This window comes from Acidovorax sp., from assembly GCF_046314175.1.
In the GTDB taxonomy this organism is placed as follows: Bacteria; Pseudomonadota; Gammaproteobacteria; order Burkholderiales; family Burkholderiaceae_C; genus Acidovorax.
The window spans coordinates 1-13033 of sequence record NZ_JBKBXG010000046.1 but is presented as its reverse complement, the minus strand read 5'-3'; the positions used below and the strand labels follow the sequence as shown (position 1 = coordinate 13033).

The following is a 13033-nucleotide window of genomic DNA, read 5'->3' as shown; positions in this document are numbered from 1 at the left end:
GCCGTAAAGTGAAGACAACATGGCGAAGATACTTGTTGTAGACGACATACCCGCCAACCGGGCGCTGGTGGTCACCCTCATCGGGCACGGGGGGCACCAGGCGCTGCAGGCGTCGGACGGCGCTGAGGCGTTGGCCCTTGTCCGTGCCGAGCGGCCGCAATTGGTGATCTCCGACATCCTCATGCCCACGATGGATGGCTATGAGTTTGTGCGCCAGCTGCGTGCCGATGCAGGCATCGCGCAGACCCAGGTCATCTTCTACAGCGCCCATTACCGCGAGAAAGAAGCGCGCAATCTGGCTTTGGCGTGCGGAGTGACGCAGGTGCTGATCAAGCCCTGCGAGCCGCAAGACATTCTGGATGCCATCGACGAGGCGCTGACCCATGGCCCTGAGCCCACCCCCTTGGTGCTCGAACACAGCTTTCAGACGCAGCACTTGCGACTGATGACAGACAAGCTCACGGGCAATGTGGCGCAGCTCGAAGCCATGAACGTGCGCCTGGCTGCGCTGACCGACCTGAACCTGCAGCTGGCTTCTGAGCGCGACCCGCACGTGCTGCTCAACAACGTGTGCCGCGGCGCGCGTGATCTGGTGGGGGCGCAGTATGCGGTGCTGTGTGTGGCCCGCAAGAACACCGCCGACCCTATCGTGTTCACCAGTGGTCTGGACGCCGAACGCCTGGCAGTGCTTGAAGCACCAGTCATGTCACATGGGCTGCTCGGCACGGTGCGCTCCGAGAGGCGCGCCGAGCGGTGGACGGATCCGGCCGGGCGTCCCGACGCCATCGGATTGCCGCATGGCTACCCGCCGCTTTTTACTGCCCTGATCGTGCCGGTCACTTCACTGTCCTTTTCCTACGGCTGGATCTGCCTGGCTAACAAGCTGGGCGCGGACGGCTTCAGTTCAGAGGACGAAAAGATCCTTGCCATTCTGGGCGCGCAGGTGGGCCGCATCTACGAAAACGGCAGCCTCTACCAGGAAGTGCAGCAACATGCCGAGCAACTGCAGGTAGAAGTGCAAGAGAGACAACGCGCGATGGATGCGCTGAGCGCGAGCAAGGCCAGTCTGCGCCGTGCCCAGGCCTTGGCCAAGATTGCCCACATCATCAGCGGCCCAAATGGGGTCTTTGAAAGCTGGCTGGACACCTTACCCACACTGCTGGGACTGTCCGACACCGAGATGCCCCAGTCTGCGCGTGAATGGATGGCAATGGTGCACCCAGATGACCAGGCGATGTTTCGCGGACACGCGCTGGAGGCTGCCCATGAGGGTGCCCGCCTGGACTTCACCTACCGTCTGCTGCGTGCCGATGGGGAACCTTTGCACCTCAGGCAAGTGATGGAGCCCCTGGAAGACGAAGCGGGCCGGGGAGAGCAGGGTCGCTGGTTCAACACCATCCAGGACATCACCAAAGAAAAGCGCGCCGAAGAAGAGCTGCACGAAAGCGACCGCCGCTTCAACGACATGCTTGACAAGGTCGAGATGCTGTCACTGATGCTTGATAACCAAGGCCGTATCACCTATTGCAACGACTACCTGCTGCGCATTACGGGGTGGCAGCGCGAGGAGGTGTTTGGACGCGACTGGTTTGCCCTGTTCGTGCCGCCTGAAGTACCCGACACGCCCAGCGTGCGGGGTATGTTTGCCGACGTGCTGGCCAACCGGCCATCGGCATTGCACTATGACAACGAAATCCTGACCCGATCGGGCGAGCGCCGGCTGGTGCACTGGAACAACACCGTGTTGCGCTCTGTGGGCGGCGAGGTGACCGGCGTGGCCAGCCTGGGCGAAGACGTTACAGAGCGCCGCGAGGCTGACCGCAAGATCAAGCGGCTCAACCGTGTGTACGCCATGCTCAGCGGCATCAATACCCTCATCGTGCGGGTGCGCGGAAGGGACGAGCTGTTTCGCGAGGCCTGCCGGGTGGCGGTGGAGCATGGGCGGTTCAAGATCGCCTGGATTGGCCGCGTGGACCGCATCCACCAGCAGGTGGTGCCTGTGTCGATGGCCGGGGCCGAGGATGACTTTTTGATGGGCATCCGCAGCCGCCTGGGGCTGTTTGCAGAGTCCACACCGGGCGAGAGCCTGAGCTCCGCGGTGGTGCGCACCCAGCGCGCCGTGGTGTGCGACAACATCCTGGATGACCCGCGCATCGTGCTGCCCGAATTAGTGTCGGAGCGTGGGGTTGCCTCCATGGCCGTGTTGCCTCTGGTGGTGGCGCATGAGGTCGTCGGGGTGCTTGCGCTGTTTGCCGACGAGATCGGTTTTTTTGACGACGCCGAGATGCGGTTGCTGACTGAACTGGCGGGCGACATTGGCTTTGCCATGGACCACCTCGACAAGGAGGACCGGCTCAGTTACCTTGCGTATTACGACGACATCACCGGCTTGCCCAATCGCACGCTGTTTGTGGAGCGCAGCAGCCAGCACCTGCGCCCGCGCGAAGGTGCCGTGGCCCTCCTTGGCATTGCACTGGTCGATATCAGCCGGTTTCGCATCGTCAACGACACCCTGGGCCGTCAGATGGGGGACGAGCTGCTGGCCCAGGTTGCGCACCGCCTGCAGCAGGCCGCTGGCGATGCCTACGACGTGGCGCGCATCGGCATCAACAGCTTTGGCATTGCCTTGCCCGACGTGCGTGACGCAGGTCCGATTGCGCTGGCGGTGGACCACCTCATGCGGGCGTGTTTTGATGCGCCCTTTGTACTGGGAGACAACGAGCTGCGCATGGCCGCTAAGGCTGGTGTGGCGCTGTACCCCATGGACGGTGCAGACGCCGAGGCGCTGCTGCGCAACGCAGAGGCCGCCGTCAACAAAGCCAAGGCGTCGGCCGACAGCTTGCTGTTCTACACCTCCGAGATGAACACCCGTGTGGCCGAGACACTGAGCCTGGAGGGCCGTCTGCGGGAGGCGCTGGAGCAAAGCCAGTTTGTGCTGCACTACCAGCCCAAGCGCCACCTGGCCAGCGGTGCGCTGGCAGGGGCCGAAGCGCTTATCCGCTGGAACGACCCCCAGCGCGGGCTGGTGCCACCTGGCCAGTTCATTCCTGTTCTCGAAGAAACCGGGCTGATCTACGACGTGGGCCGCTGGGCGTTGCGGCAGGCATTGGTCGACAACCACCAGTGGCGCAAAGCGGGCCTGGTGCCGCTGCGGGTTGCTGTCAACGTGTCTTTCTTGCAGTTGCGGCACCGGGGGTTCATCGACGAAGTGCGCGACGCCATTGCTTCAGACGCGCGGGCGGCCGCCGGGCTGGAGCTGGAGATCACCGAAAGCATGGTGATGGACGATGTGGAGCACAGCACACGCAGCCTGCACGCCCTGCGCGAAATGGGCATCACCATTGCCATTGATGACTTTGGCACTGGCTTTTCATCGCTGAGCTACCTGGCCCGCTTGCCGGTCGATACGCTCAAGATAGACCGGTCGTTCATCATGAACCTGTCGTCTGGCCCCCAGGGCCTCGCACTGGTGTCCACCATCATCAACCTGGGGCACTCGCTGGGCCTCAAGGTGGTGGCAGAAGGGGTGGAGACCGAGGACCAGTCGCGCATGCTGGCGCTGCTGGGGTGCGACGAGATACAGGGCTATCTGCTCAGTAAACCGGTGGCGGCGTCGGTGTTCGAGGCGCAGTTTCTGCGCAGTCTGGCCGCCACCGAGGGCTGGTGAAGACCACTGTGTGCTGGGGTGTTCTGGCAACGCTCCTATGATTGACGTGCAGGGATTTCGCCCCTTGTGGTTCTACCTTCCTTATTGCATTCGCCCATGGGCACCCAACCCCACCCCATCCCACCTGCCGACAACGACCAGCCCACGCGCCGCCTGATGCGCACCGGCACGCTGGGCATTCTGGCGTTCTGGCTGGTGCTGATGGCTGGTTTGTATTTTGCGATGCAGTACACCATGCAGCCCAAAGGCGTCACCGTGACGGCCGACGGCGCGGTGGTGATACCCCGCCACCACGACGGCCACTTTCGCGTGGAGGGCAGCATCAACGGCGTGCCGGTGATGTTTTTGGTGGACACCGGGGCCAGCTTGGTCGGCATTACCGACGCACTGGCCCGAAAGGCCGGGTTGCAGGGCGGCGACGCCATCACCTTCCAGACCGCCAACGGCCCCCGCGAGGGGCGGGTGATTGCGTCGGATTCAGTCACCGTGCGGTCGCTGGCCGTGTCGGGACTGCGCGTGGGCACCGGCTACACCGGCCGCAGCGACGACGACGCCCTGCTGGGCCAAAACTTTCTGCGCCACTTCGACGTGGAAATGGGCCGCGACCGCATGGTGCTGCGGCCGCGGGGCGGCTGATTTGATATGCTATATTTTTAATAGCTGCTAGCGCTTTGTGGATAAGCGCTAGAGCCACTTTTTTTCATATTTTCAGGGCTGGCCCGCCACCTGCTGCGCAAAGCGTGTGTGCGGGGTGGCAGCTTGCGGCGCGGCCTCCACCCGCTGGCGCAGTGCGTCGGCATGGACGCCTGCGCGTTGCACCGGTGGCGCACCACACAGCACACAGCACACAGCCACGCATCACGGCATCGCCGGACTTGGGGTGAAGCTGCCTGCCCCGCGCGCGGGCCTCAGAGGCTGAGAGTTTTTTAGTCGAGCCGGGGCGTTTTGGCGTACGAGGCGGGCATGGAAAAAAGACTCTCAGCCTCTCAGCCTCTCAGGCCACGGGTGCCTGAATGCCGCCCTCTGCAAAATCGATCGTGCGCGTTCCTATGGCTGCTGCGATGTGCGTGTCGTGGGTCACCAGCATCAGCGCTGCGCCAGTCTCCTGCACCGCGTCCAGCAACACTTTCAGCGCGTCTTGCTGGGTGATCGGGTCCAGCCGGGACGTGGGCTCGTCGGCAAACAACAGCGCCGGTTGCGCCACCAGCACCCGCGCCAGCGCAATGCGCTGCAGCTCGCCGCCGGATATCTGCTCGGGCTTGCGCGCCAGCATGTCCTCGGGCACGCGCAGCTGCGCCAGACGCTGCTGCACCAGCTTCCAGTCGCAGCGGTGCAGGCGGGCGGCATCGCGCAGCGACTGGGCCAAGCTGATGTGGGGGGCGAACGAGCCCACCGGGTCCTGGTACAGCTTTTGGAACGCATGCGGGCGCAGCCGGGCGCTGCGCTCCACGCGGCCCGTGTCGGGCGCCACCAGGCCCAGCAGCACATTGCCCAATGTGCTCTTGCCGGTGCCGCTGGGGCCTTGCACGGCGACGCGTTCGCCGCTGCGCAATTCCAGGTCCAGCGGCGCAAACAGCTTCTGCGCACCATAGGCTTTGGAGATGCCATGCGCCTGTACGACGGGCTCACCCAGGGTAGGCGCGGCAAACGGCAGCCAGCGGGCAGGGTCGGCATCCATCAACTGGCGGGTGAAGGGGTGCGCGGGCTGCGCGGCCACCTCGTCGATGCGGCCTTGCTCTACCGCCTGCCCGTGCCGCAGCACGATGACCTGGCCGCCCAGCGCTTGCGCCACGGCCATGTCGTGCGTAATGGCCAGCAGGCAGCCGCCCGCCTGCAGCACGCCACGGAACAGCGCCACCGTGCGGTCGCGCCAGTGGTTGTCCAGGCCCTTGGTGGGCTCGTCCACCATCAGCACCGGGGCGCCGCCCGCCAGCGTGATAGCAGCCACCGCCCGCTGCGCCATGCCGCCCGACAGTTGCCAGGGGTAGTGCGCTGTGGCCTGGCCCAGGCCAGCGCGGGCCAGCTCTTGCTGCGCGCGCTCTGCCGCATCGCCTGGCGGCTGACCGTGCAGCAGGGCATAGACCTCGGCCAGTTGCGGCGCCACACGCTGAAAGGAGTTGAGGGCCACCGATGGCTCCTGCGGCAGCAGGGCCAGCTTGCGGCCCCACAGGGCGCGGCGGCTGGCGGCGTCTTCAGCGCGGGTGGTCACGCCGTCGATGGTGATGGCGCCCGATGCCCGCAGCGCAGGCGGCAGGTTGCCCATGATGGCCTGGGCCAGCAGCGACTTGCCCGCGCCGCTTTCGCCCACCAGGCTCAGCGCCTCGCCTGCATGCAGCCTGAAAGAAATACCTTGCAGCAGGGCGCGCCCGCCCACATGGATGGCCAGGTCGTCCACCGCCAGCAGGGCCGTGGTTGAAGGGTTTGCTGGGGTCATGCGGCCTCCCGCTCGGGTTGGATCAGCATCATGGCCGCCACCAGCCACAGCAGCACGGCGGTGGGGGCGGCAATCAGCCAGGGGGCTTCTTCGTAATAAGGCATGGCCTCGGTGATCATCAGGCCCAGCTCGGCGGTGGGGGCCTGTGCGCCCACGCCCACAAAGCCCAGCGCGGCCAGCGCCAGCACGGCCTGCGCGGTGGTAAAGGCCAGCAGCGTGCCCAGCGTGGGCGCCAGCGCGGGCAGCAGGTGGCGGCGCAGCACATAGGTCCGGCCAAAGCCCAGCAGGCGCGATGCCTGCACCGCATCGCCCGCCAGCACGGGCCGCGCCATGGCCCGGCACACGCGAAAGTACTCTACCCACAGCGCCGTCGCCATGCCCACATACAGCGCCCACAACTGGCCGGGGGCCAGCGCCGCAATCAGCAGCACCAGCAGCAGGCCGGGTATGGCCATCACCGCATCTGCCAGCATGACCAGCGTGCGCTCTACACGCCCACCGCGCCATGCCGCCAACACGCCCAGCAGGGTGCCGGGCACGGCAGCACTCAAAGCCGCCAGCACCGCCATGCCCAATGACAGTTGTGTGGCATGCGCCAACCGTGCCAGCCACGAGCGGCCCAGCACATCGGTGCCCAGCCAGTGCTCGGCACCGGGCGTGGCCAGTTGGTTGCGCAGGTTTTGCTCAATGGGGCTGGTGCCCACCAGCCACGGGCCCAGCAGCGCCCACAGGGCCAGCAGGCCCATCAGCACCAGCCCCGAGCGTTGCTGCCACGACCAGCGGGAGGCAGACAGCGCCACATACGGCACGGGGGCCTGCGCAGCGCCGGGCGTTGTGGTTGGGGGTGGGGTGGTGGATGTCAAAGTCATCTCTTGCCCGCTCATGCCGCCACCTTTCTTTGCTGGCGCGGGTCCAGCGCCACGCAGGCCGCATCGAGCAGCAGGTTGAACACTACAAACATCAGTGCCATGGCCAGCGCTGCACCTTGCACCACCGGAATGTCTCGCCCAAAGATGGCATGCACCAGCGCATGGCCAATGCCGGGCCAGGCAAACACGGTTTCCACCACCAGCGCGCCTTCCACCAAAAACAGCGTTTGCACGCCCAGGTAGGCCACCACGGGCACGGCGGCGGCGCGCAGGCCGTGGCGCACCAGCGCCTGCATGTCGCTCAGCCCCTTGGTGCGGGCAAACTCAAACGCGGGCGACTGCGCCACCTCTTGCATGGCACTGCGGGTGACGCGGGCCAGCCCCGCGCCCAGGCCCAGGCCCAGCGCCAGTGCGGGTAGCACCAGGCTGGCGCTGTCGTCGTCGCCCGCCACGGGCAAAAAGCCCCAGTGCACCGCCACCAGCAGCATCAGCAGCACCGACAGCAAAAACGGCGGCGTGCCGCGCAGCACTACCGCCAGCAACCAGCTGGCGCGGTCGGCCCAGCTGCCGGGGCGCAGCCCCGCCCACAGCCCCAGTGGCAGGCCCACGGCCAGGGCGACGGCCAGCGCGGCGGCAGACAGGCGCAGCGTGGCGCCCAGGTGGTGGGCTACCTCCACCCACACGGGGCGCTGGGTGATGAGCGACTGGCCCAGATTCAGCGTCGCCATGTCGCGCCACCAGCCCAGCAGGCCCTGCCAGGCGCTCTGGTTCAGGCCCATTTCGGCACGCACGGCATCGGCCGCTGCACCGCTCACCAAGTCCAGCCCATAGCGGCTGGCCGCCACGCGCATGGCCAGGTCGCCCGGCAGTGCGCGCACCATAAAAAAGCACAGCGTGCCGATGATGAGCGCCAGCGCCACCACCTGCAGGCCACGCCGCCCCAGCATGTGCAGCCAGGGGTTGCGAAGAGAAAGGTTCATGCGTTGCTCCAGTGCATGTCGGTCAGTCGGTAGCTGCGCTCCAGCGGGTCCAGCGACACGCCTTGCAAGCGCCGGTTCACGGCCACGTGCTGGCGGTACCAGGCGATGGGGATGATGGGCAGCTCGCTCTGTAGCGTTTGCGTGACGATGGCGCGCAGCGCCTGCGCACGGCGGGCGTCGGGCGCGCTGCGCATCAGCTCGGCCAGCGCCTGCACCACGGCGTCGCTGTGCCAGCCCATCGCACCCCAGTCGCCGCCCTTGGCAGAAAAATCGCCCGCCAGCGTGCCTGCCGGGTCGGGCACATTGGCGTAGTTGCGGGCGGCCAGGGCCAGCTGCAGCGTGCCATCGCGGTGGCCCAGGGGGATGTCGCCGGAATTGCCGATGTGCACCTTCACGGCAATGCCCGCCAGGCGCCACTGCTCTTGCAGCGCCGTGGCCATCAGCGGCAGCTCGGGCCGGTCCAGAAAAGTTCGTATCACCAGCGTCAGCGGCTGCCCATCCGGCCCGCGCAGGCCATCGCCGTGGCGCTGCCAGCCCGCTTCGCGCAGCAGGCGCTGGGCGGCTTCGGGGTCGTAGCGCAACGGGGGCAGGGCGGGGTTGTGCCAGTCGACCAGGGTAGGGGGCAGCAACTGCGTGGCGGCCAGGGCTTCGTCGCCCATCAACGCATGCGCAATGCCTGCGCGGTCAATGCTCAGGCTCAGCGCTTGGCGCACCCGCACGTCTTGCAGGCTGGGCAGCATGGCGTTGAGCTTGACGATGACCGTGCGCGGCAGCGTGACCGATGTGATGCCCACCTTGGCGTGGCGGCGCAGCCGCCGCAGGCTGGCAGGGTCCAGCCCATAGGCCAGGTGGGCCTGGCCACCTTCCACCATCAGCGCCCGGGTTTCTGCGCGGCTGGCTGCCAGGTAGGCCACGTTGCGTATCGCTGGGGCAGGTGTGGCGGCGGGGCGGTCATAGCCCTCAAACGCCTCGGTTTCCACCTGCTGCGGTGGCACCAGCTTGCTAATGCGGTAGGGGCCGGTGCCAATGATGCGCTGCACCTTGCCGTCTGCGCCATAGCTCTCAGGCGCCAGCACCAGCGTGCTGTAGTGCGCCAGCTGTGCGGCCAAGGCGTTGTGCGGGCGGCTCAGGCGGATGTGCACCGTGCCACCGCCCTCAGCGCCACCCTCGGCGGTGATGGCGGTGATGGGCGCATTGCTGAGCAAGGCGGGCGCCTTTTGGGCACGCTGCAGGCTCTGCACTACAGCCTGTCCGGTGACCCTGTCGCCATTGTGAAAACGCGCCTGGGGCCGCAGTGCGAACTGCCAGGCCAGCCCATCGGCAGACACCTGCCAGCGCTCGGCCAGCGCGGGCAGCGGGCGGCCATTGTCACTGGCGCCCAGCAGGGTTTCGCACACCTGCAGGTTCAGCAGCATGTAGCCGCTGCTGGCCGGCGAAAGGCTGGTGAACTCCCACGGGCCCACGATTTGCAAGCTGCTGGGCGCCGCACCACCCTGTGCCATCGCCCAGGGGGCCGCACCTGCTGTAAGGCAAACGCTGGCTGTTTGCAGCGCGGCGCGGCGTGTGTAGCCCTGCGGCGCGGGGGCGGGCATGAAGCCGTGTTTCTTCCAAGACATCTTCTGTAGGGGCGGCAGTTGGTCAACCATTTAAAAAGGTGCCGCACGGGGGCGCGCAGCAGCGAGCACCCCTTGCAACGAACAGGCTGGCCTGCGCCCGGTGGGTGAACGTGCGGGCAAGTCTGCATGCCCGCATTCACCCGGGTGGAGTGCATGCGAGGCCGAAAACAACTATGGAGATTGCGCCATGAGGCGCATGGCTGGCTGGGGCCTGGCGCGTGTCAGGCCCGCTGGGCTGGCGGAGGATCGCGTGCGAAAAACGGCCAGCGCACCTGCTGGGCCGTGAAGGGGTCTGCGCTGTGCGGCGCGATGGCGGTGGGTTCTGGGGGGAGTTGCGGTTGGCGAGCCGGCGCATGCGCCAGCCCCGCCTCCAGCGCGTGGGTCAGGCACCAGGCGCAGGGGGTGTGTGTTTCTTCGCTGTGATCGTCGCTGGCTGCGGAGCTGCCTGCCAACGCATCCACATCGCCTGCAGCTGCCGACGCGGTGGCGCTGGCAACCAATTCCCGGATGTGCTTCGCCTCGTGCAATGGCGTGCCCGCCAGGGCGTTGAACAACGCCACCAGCAGGAGCACGATGTGGAAAGGCAGGGCGGGGATGGTGCGGCGCAGCATGAGGGATGCGAATCATACTCAACTGCTGGCAATAGCTTTGTGTCTGCTGCTGGCACAAATGCCTGCCGAGGCGCTGGCTCCGCGTTGGTCAGTTAATTTACAAGCTTTTCTGCATAATCAAGTTGGGCTCAAAAATCATCACCGGGAAATAAATCCATGACCTGCATCGAGATATTTACTAAGACAATTGAAATACTGGCGGCCTCACTAGCAACCCTGGCCGCTGCATACTTTGGCGCCAAGTACGCCTTCTCTCTTCAGAACGAGAAAGAGAAGCGAACATCCGATGCTAGTGATGTAAAAGCAGCGAATAGTGCAATATTCGAGCTGGCCAGAACCTACAACAAGTTCTTAGCAGTAAAGAATCAGTTTATTGACGAACATCGAAACAAGGCGGAGCGCCATCTGATGATCATGCCAGTAGTCGGGATGTCATGGGAGCCGCCAAAGTTCAACTACGACACCATTTCGTTCCTCTTCAGATCTTCGGATCCCAACTTGCTTGGAACTTTGTCTTTGGTGGAGCAAGAGATCGCTTCAACACTTGATGTGATACATCAGCGTTCCGCCATGCACGTGGATGTTCTTCAACCAGCTGTCGAGAAACTGTCTCAGAGAGTTGGAAGTCAAGTTAGCATGACGCAAATAGAGAATGAGCTTGGCCAGCGTTTGGCGGCTACGCTAAAGATGAGCACAGATTTCATGATTCAGGGAGTAGATAACGTCCTCGCTGGGTGCATAGAACACATGAACAAGATAAAGGCTGAAACAGACAAGATTTATCCCGGTCACGTGGTGATTAATTTGCTTCCACCAAAGAACCACACTCAAGCTGACACGCCTGCGGCCTAACAATTCATTCAAACCGACGTCGCTCTGTGGCAAGGCTTAATTCAGGCGGAAGACTGCCGTGCAACAAGCAGCCCTGTACTCGTTCTGGGCGGTGGCAGTAATCCTGCCCGCACCTCCCTGATCAACGCTCTTCATCGGCTCACCGGCGCTGAACGGTTCAATGCTGTTCCACCCTGCATCATCGCGCTTGAAGGGGCGAGTGTTGGCTGCCTAAGTTCGCTCTTCGTTGTTCCCTCCGGCGGTGCCAGCTGTGATGCTAGGAGTGAGTACGAGCCAGATGATGCAGCGGACGGTGATCTGACGTAGTTCTCTAAATTTTGCTGAGGCCGGTCGCTCTAACAGCTTCTTGGACACTGTCGCTCAGATTCTTCAATCAGACCAATAAAAATGCCAGCAGACGCTGGCATTTTTTGCTTGTTTTAAGAGCGATTACCCCTTCTGCACCATCTTAATAATGCTGGAGAAATCCAGCCCTCCATGCCCCGCCAAGCTGTGCGCCGCATACAAGTTGCGCGCCATCCCTCCCAGCGGCGTAGCAGCCTTCACCGCCATCGCGTTCTCCTGCGCCAGGCCCAGGTCCTTGAGCATCAGATCGGTGCCAAAGCCGCCCGCGTAGCCCTTGCTGGCAGGCGCGGTTTCCATCACACCGGGGAAGGGGTTGTACTTCTCTAGCGCCCAGTTGCCGCCCGAGCTGCGGCGCATGATTTCGCTCAGCACCTTGGGGTCCAGGCCGTTGGCTACGCCCAGGGCAATGGCTTCGCTGGTGCCCGCCATCAGGATGCCCAACAGCATGTTGTTGCAGATCTTGGCGGTCTGGCCCGCGCCCACGCTGCCTGCGTGGAAGATGTTGGCGCCCATTTTTTCGAGCACGGGGCGGGCGCGTTCCAGGTCGGCGGCGTCGCCACCCACCATGAAGGTCAGCGTGCCTGCAATGGCGCCGCCGGTGCCGCCGGACACGGGCGCGTCGATAAAGGCCACGCCCTTGGCTTTGGCGGCTTCGGCCACTTTGCGGGAGGTGGCGGCTGCGATGGTGGAGCAGTCGATCACCAGCGTGCCGGCAGGCAGCTGGGCCAGAAGGTCGCCTGCGCCCAAAAAGAGGCCTTCCACATGCTGGCTGGCGGGCAGCATGCTGATGACGACTTCGGCGCCCGCCACTGCTGCCTTGGCGTCGGTGGCGATGGGCACGCCGTCTGCGGCCAGCTTGTCGCGGGCGGGCTGCGAAAGGTCAAACGCGCGCACTTCGTGACCTGCCTTGTGCAGGTTGTGTGCCATGGGGCCGCCCATGTTGCCGAGGCCGATGAATGCGATTTTCATGGTGTGTTGCTCCTTGCTGTCGTTGTGATGGTGGTGAATGAGAAAACTATGAAATTGATAGCTGGTAGCGCTTATCCAATAAGCGCTAGAGGCCAAAAAGGCTTAAATTTTGGTGGGTGGCGCTGGTGAGGTCTGCTGGTTAGCTTGGGCACATCAGTCATCGGCTTCGAAGATGCTGTGTTTTTTGCTGGCCGCAGCCTTGGCTGTGGTTTTGGGCGGGGTTTTGGGCACGGGCGCCTTTTTGGCTGCCACGGGTGCCTTGGCCTTGCGGGGCGGGGTGGCCTTGGCCAGCGGGTTGTAGGCCAGCGCTTCGTCTACCCAGTAGGTCCACTGCGCGCGTGTGGCGTAGCCGTTGGGCTCCACCCAGAAGTAGCCCTTCATGCCGCCGCCGGGCGATAGCTCGCGGGTGTTCTGCATCTCCTGCAGTTCGCCATGGCGGTCGGGTGGTAGGCGCACCAGCAGCTCTTCGCCTTTGACCGCAATGCACATCTTGCCGTCCACAAAAAATGCGTGGGTGCCGAACAGCGGGCGCTCTTCCACGTCGCTGCGGTGTGCGAGCGCCGTGCGCACGGCGTCGATCAGGTGCAGCGTTTCGTCGGAGAGGGGGCGGGCGGGCATGGCTTCTGATTCACATGGGCTGATGAGGTCGCTATCTCAGATGGCTCTCACTCCCTCTCCCCTTGTGGGAGA

10 protein-coding genes are annotated in these 13033 nt (G+C 64.7%); 3 read left to right on the top strand and 7 right to left on the bottom strand.

Features of this window, described 5'->3' with window-relative positions; genetic code table 11:
- The first annotated feature begins 19 nt into the window (after positions 1–19).
- Positions 20–3667: an EAL domain-containing protein gene (locus tag ACK4OE_RS14360; RefSeq protein WP_409885487.1), complete on the top strand. Its 3648-nt coding sequence runs from the start codon at positions 20–22 to the stop codon at positions 3665–3667.
- Positions 3668–3763: 96 nt separating this feature from the next.
- Positions 3764–4303 (top strand): TIGR02281 family clan AA aspartic protease, encoded by a 540-nt coding sequence (locus tag ACK4OE_RS14355; RefSeq protein ID WP_409885486.1) that lies wholly within the window; start codon positions 3764–3766, stop codon positions 4301–4303.
- A 358-nt stretch (positions 4304–4661) separates the two neighbouring features.
- Here ACK4OE_RS14355 and ACK4OE_RS14350 read toward each other — a convergent pair whose 3' ends face one another.
- From ACK4OE_RS14350 to ACK4OE_RS14330, 5 genes are all read right to left on the bottom strand, one after another.
- Positions 4662–6101 (bottom strand): ABC transporter ATP-binding protein, encoded by a 1440-nt coding sequence (locus tag ACK4OE_RS14350; protein WP_409885485.1) that lies wholly within the window; start codon positions 6099–6101, stop codon positions 4662–4664.
- On the bottom strand, positions 6098–6970 hold the full coding sequence (locus tag ACK4OE_RS14345) for an ABC transporter permease (RefSeq protein ID WP_409885484.1): 873 nt from the start codon (positions 6968–6970) through the stop codon (positions 6098–6100). Before ACK4OE_RS14345 ends, ACK4OE_RS14350 begins: the two co-directional genes overlap by 4 nt.
- An 11-nt stretch (positions 6971–6981) precedes the next feature.
- Positions 6982–7950 (bottom strand): ABC transporter permease, encoded by a 969-nt coding sequence (locus ACK4OE_RS14340; protein WP_409885483.1) that lies wholly within the window; start codon positions 7948–7950, stop codon positions 6982–6984.
- The gene (locus ACK4OE_RS14335) at positions 7947–9566 is read right to left on the bottom strand and encodes an ABC transporter substrate-binding protein (protein WP_409885482.1); all 1620 of its coding nucleotides are present in this window, start codon (positions 9564–9566) and stop codon (positions 7947–7949) included. The genes ACK4OE_RS14340 and ACK4OE_RS14335 overlap by 4 nt, the downstream gene beginning before the upstream one ends.
- 221 nt (positions 9567–9787) lie before the next feature.
- Positions 9788–10177: a hypothetical protein gene (locus tag ACK4OE_RS14330; protein ID WP_409885481.1), complete on the bottom strand. Its 390-nt coding sequence runs from the start codon at positions 10175–10177 to the stop codon at positions 9788–9790.
- A 156-nt stretch (positions 10178–10333) separates the two neighbouring features.
- Between ACK4OE_RS14330 and ACK4OE_RS14325 the strand changes: the two genes are divergently transcribed.
- The gene (locus ACK4OE_RS14325; protein ID WP_409885480.1) at positions 10334–11029 is read left to right on the top strand and encodes a hypothetical protein; all 696 of its coding nucleotides are present in this window, start codon (positions 10334–10336) and stop codon (positions 11027–11029) included.
- Between the two features lie 429 nt (positions 11030–11458).
- On the opposite strand, the gene mmsB is transcribed toward ACK4OE_RS14325, so the two are convergent.
- Positions 11459–12382, bottom strand: a complete 924-nt coding sequence (mmsB, locus tag ACK4OE_RS14320) for a 3-hydroxyisobutyrate dehydrogenase (protein ID WP_409885517.1) — start codon at positions 12380–12382, stop codon at positions 11459–11461.
- A 114-nt stretch (positions 12383–12496) separates the two neighbouring features.
- Complete coding sequence (locus ACK4OE_RS14315) at positions 12497–12961, bottom strand: TfoX/Sxy family protein (protein WP_409885479.1); 465 nt, start codon at positions 12959–12961, stop codon at positions 12497–12499.
- Positions 12962–13033: the final 72 nt, after the last annotated feature.

Coding starts and splice junctions, on each gene's coding strand:
- ACK4OE_RS14355 (WP_409885486.1), top strand. CDS start 3,764: ATGGGCACCCAACCCCACCCCATCCCACCTGCCGACAACGACCAGCCC.
- ACK4OE_RS14345 (WP_409885484.1), bottom strand. CDS start 6,970: ATGACTTTGACATCCACCACCCCACCCCCAACCACAACGCCCGGCGCT.
- ACK4OE_RS14340 (WP_409885483.1), bottom strand. CDS start 7,950: ATGAACCTTTCTCTTCGCAACCCCTGGCTGCACATGCTGGGGCGGCGT.
- ACK4OE_RS14330 (WP_409885481.1), bottom strand. CDS start 10,177: ATGCTGCGCCGCACCATCCCCGCCCTGCCTTTCCACATCGTGCTCCTG.
- ACK4OE_RS14335 (WP_409885482.1), bottom strand. CDS start 9,566: ATGTCTTGGAAGAAACACGGCTTCATGCCCGCCCCCGCGCCGCAGGGC.
- ACK4OE_RS14350 (WP_409885485.1), bottom strand. CDS start 6,101: ATGACCCCAGCAAACCCTTCAACCACGGCCCTGCTGGCGGTGGACGAC.
- ACK4OE_RS14315 (WP_409885479.1), bottom strand. CDS start 12,961: ATGCCCGCCCGCCCCCTCTCCGACGAAACGCTGCACCTGATCGACGCC.
- ACK4OE_RS14360 (WP_409885487.1), top strand. CDS start 20: ATGGCGAAGATACTTGTTGTAGACGACATACCCGCCAACCGGGCGCTG.
- ACK4OE_RS14325 (WP_409885480.1), top strand. CDS start 10,334: ATGACCTGCATCGAGATATTTACTAAGACAATTGAAATACTGGCGGCC.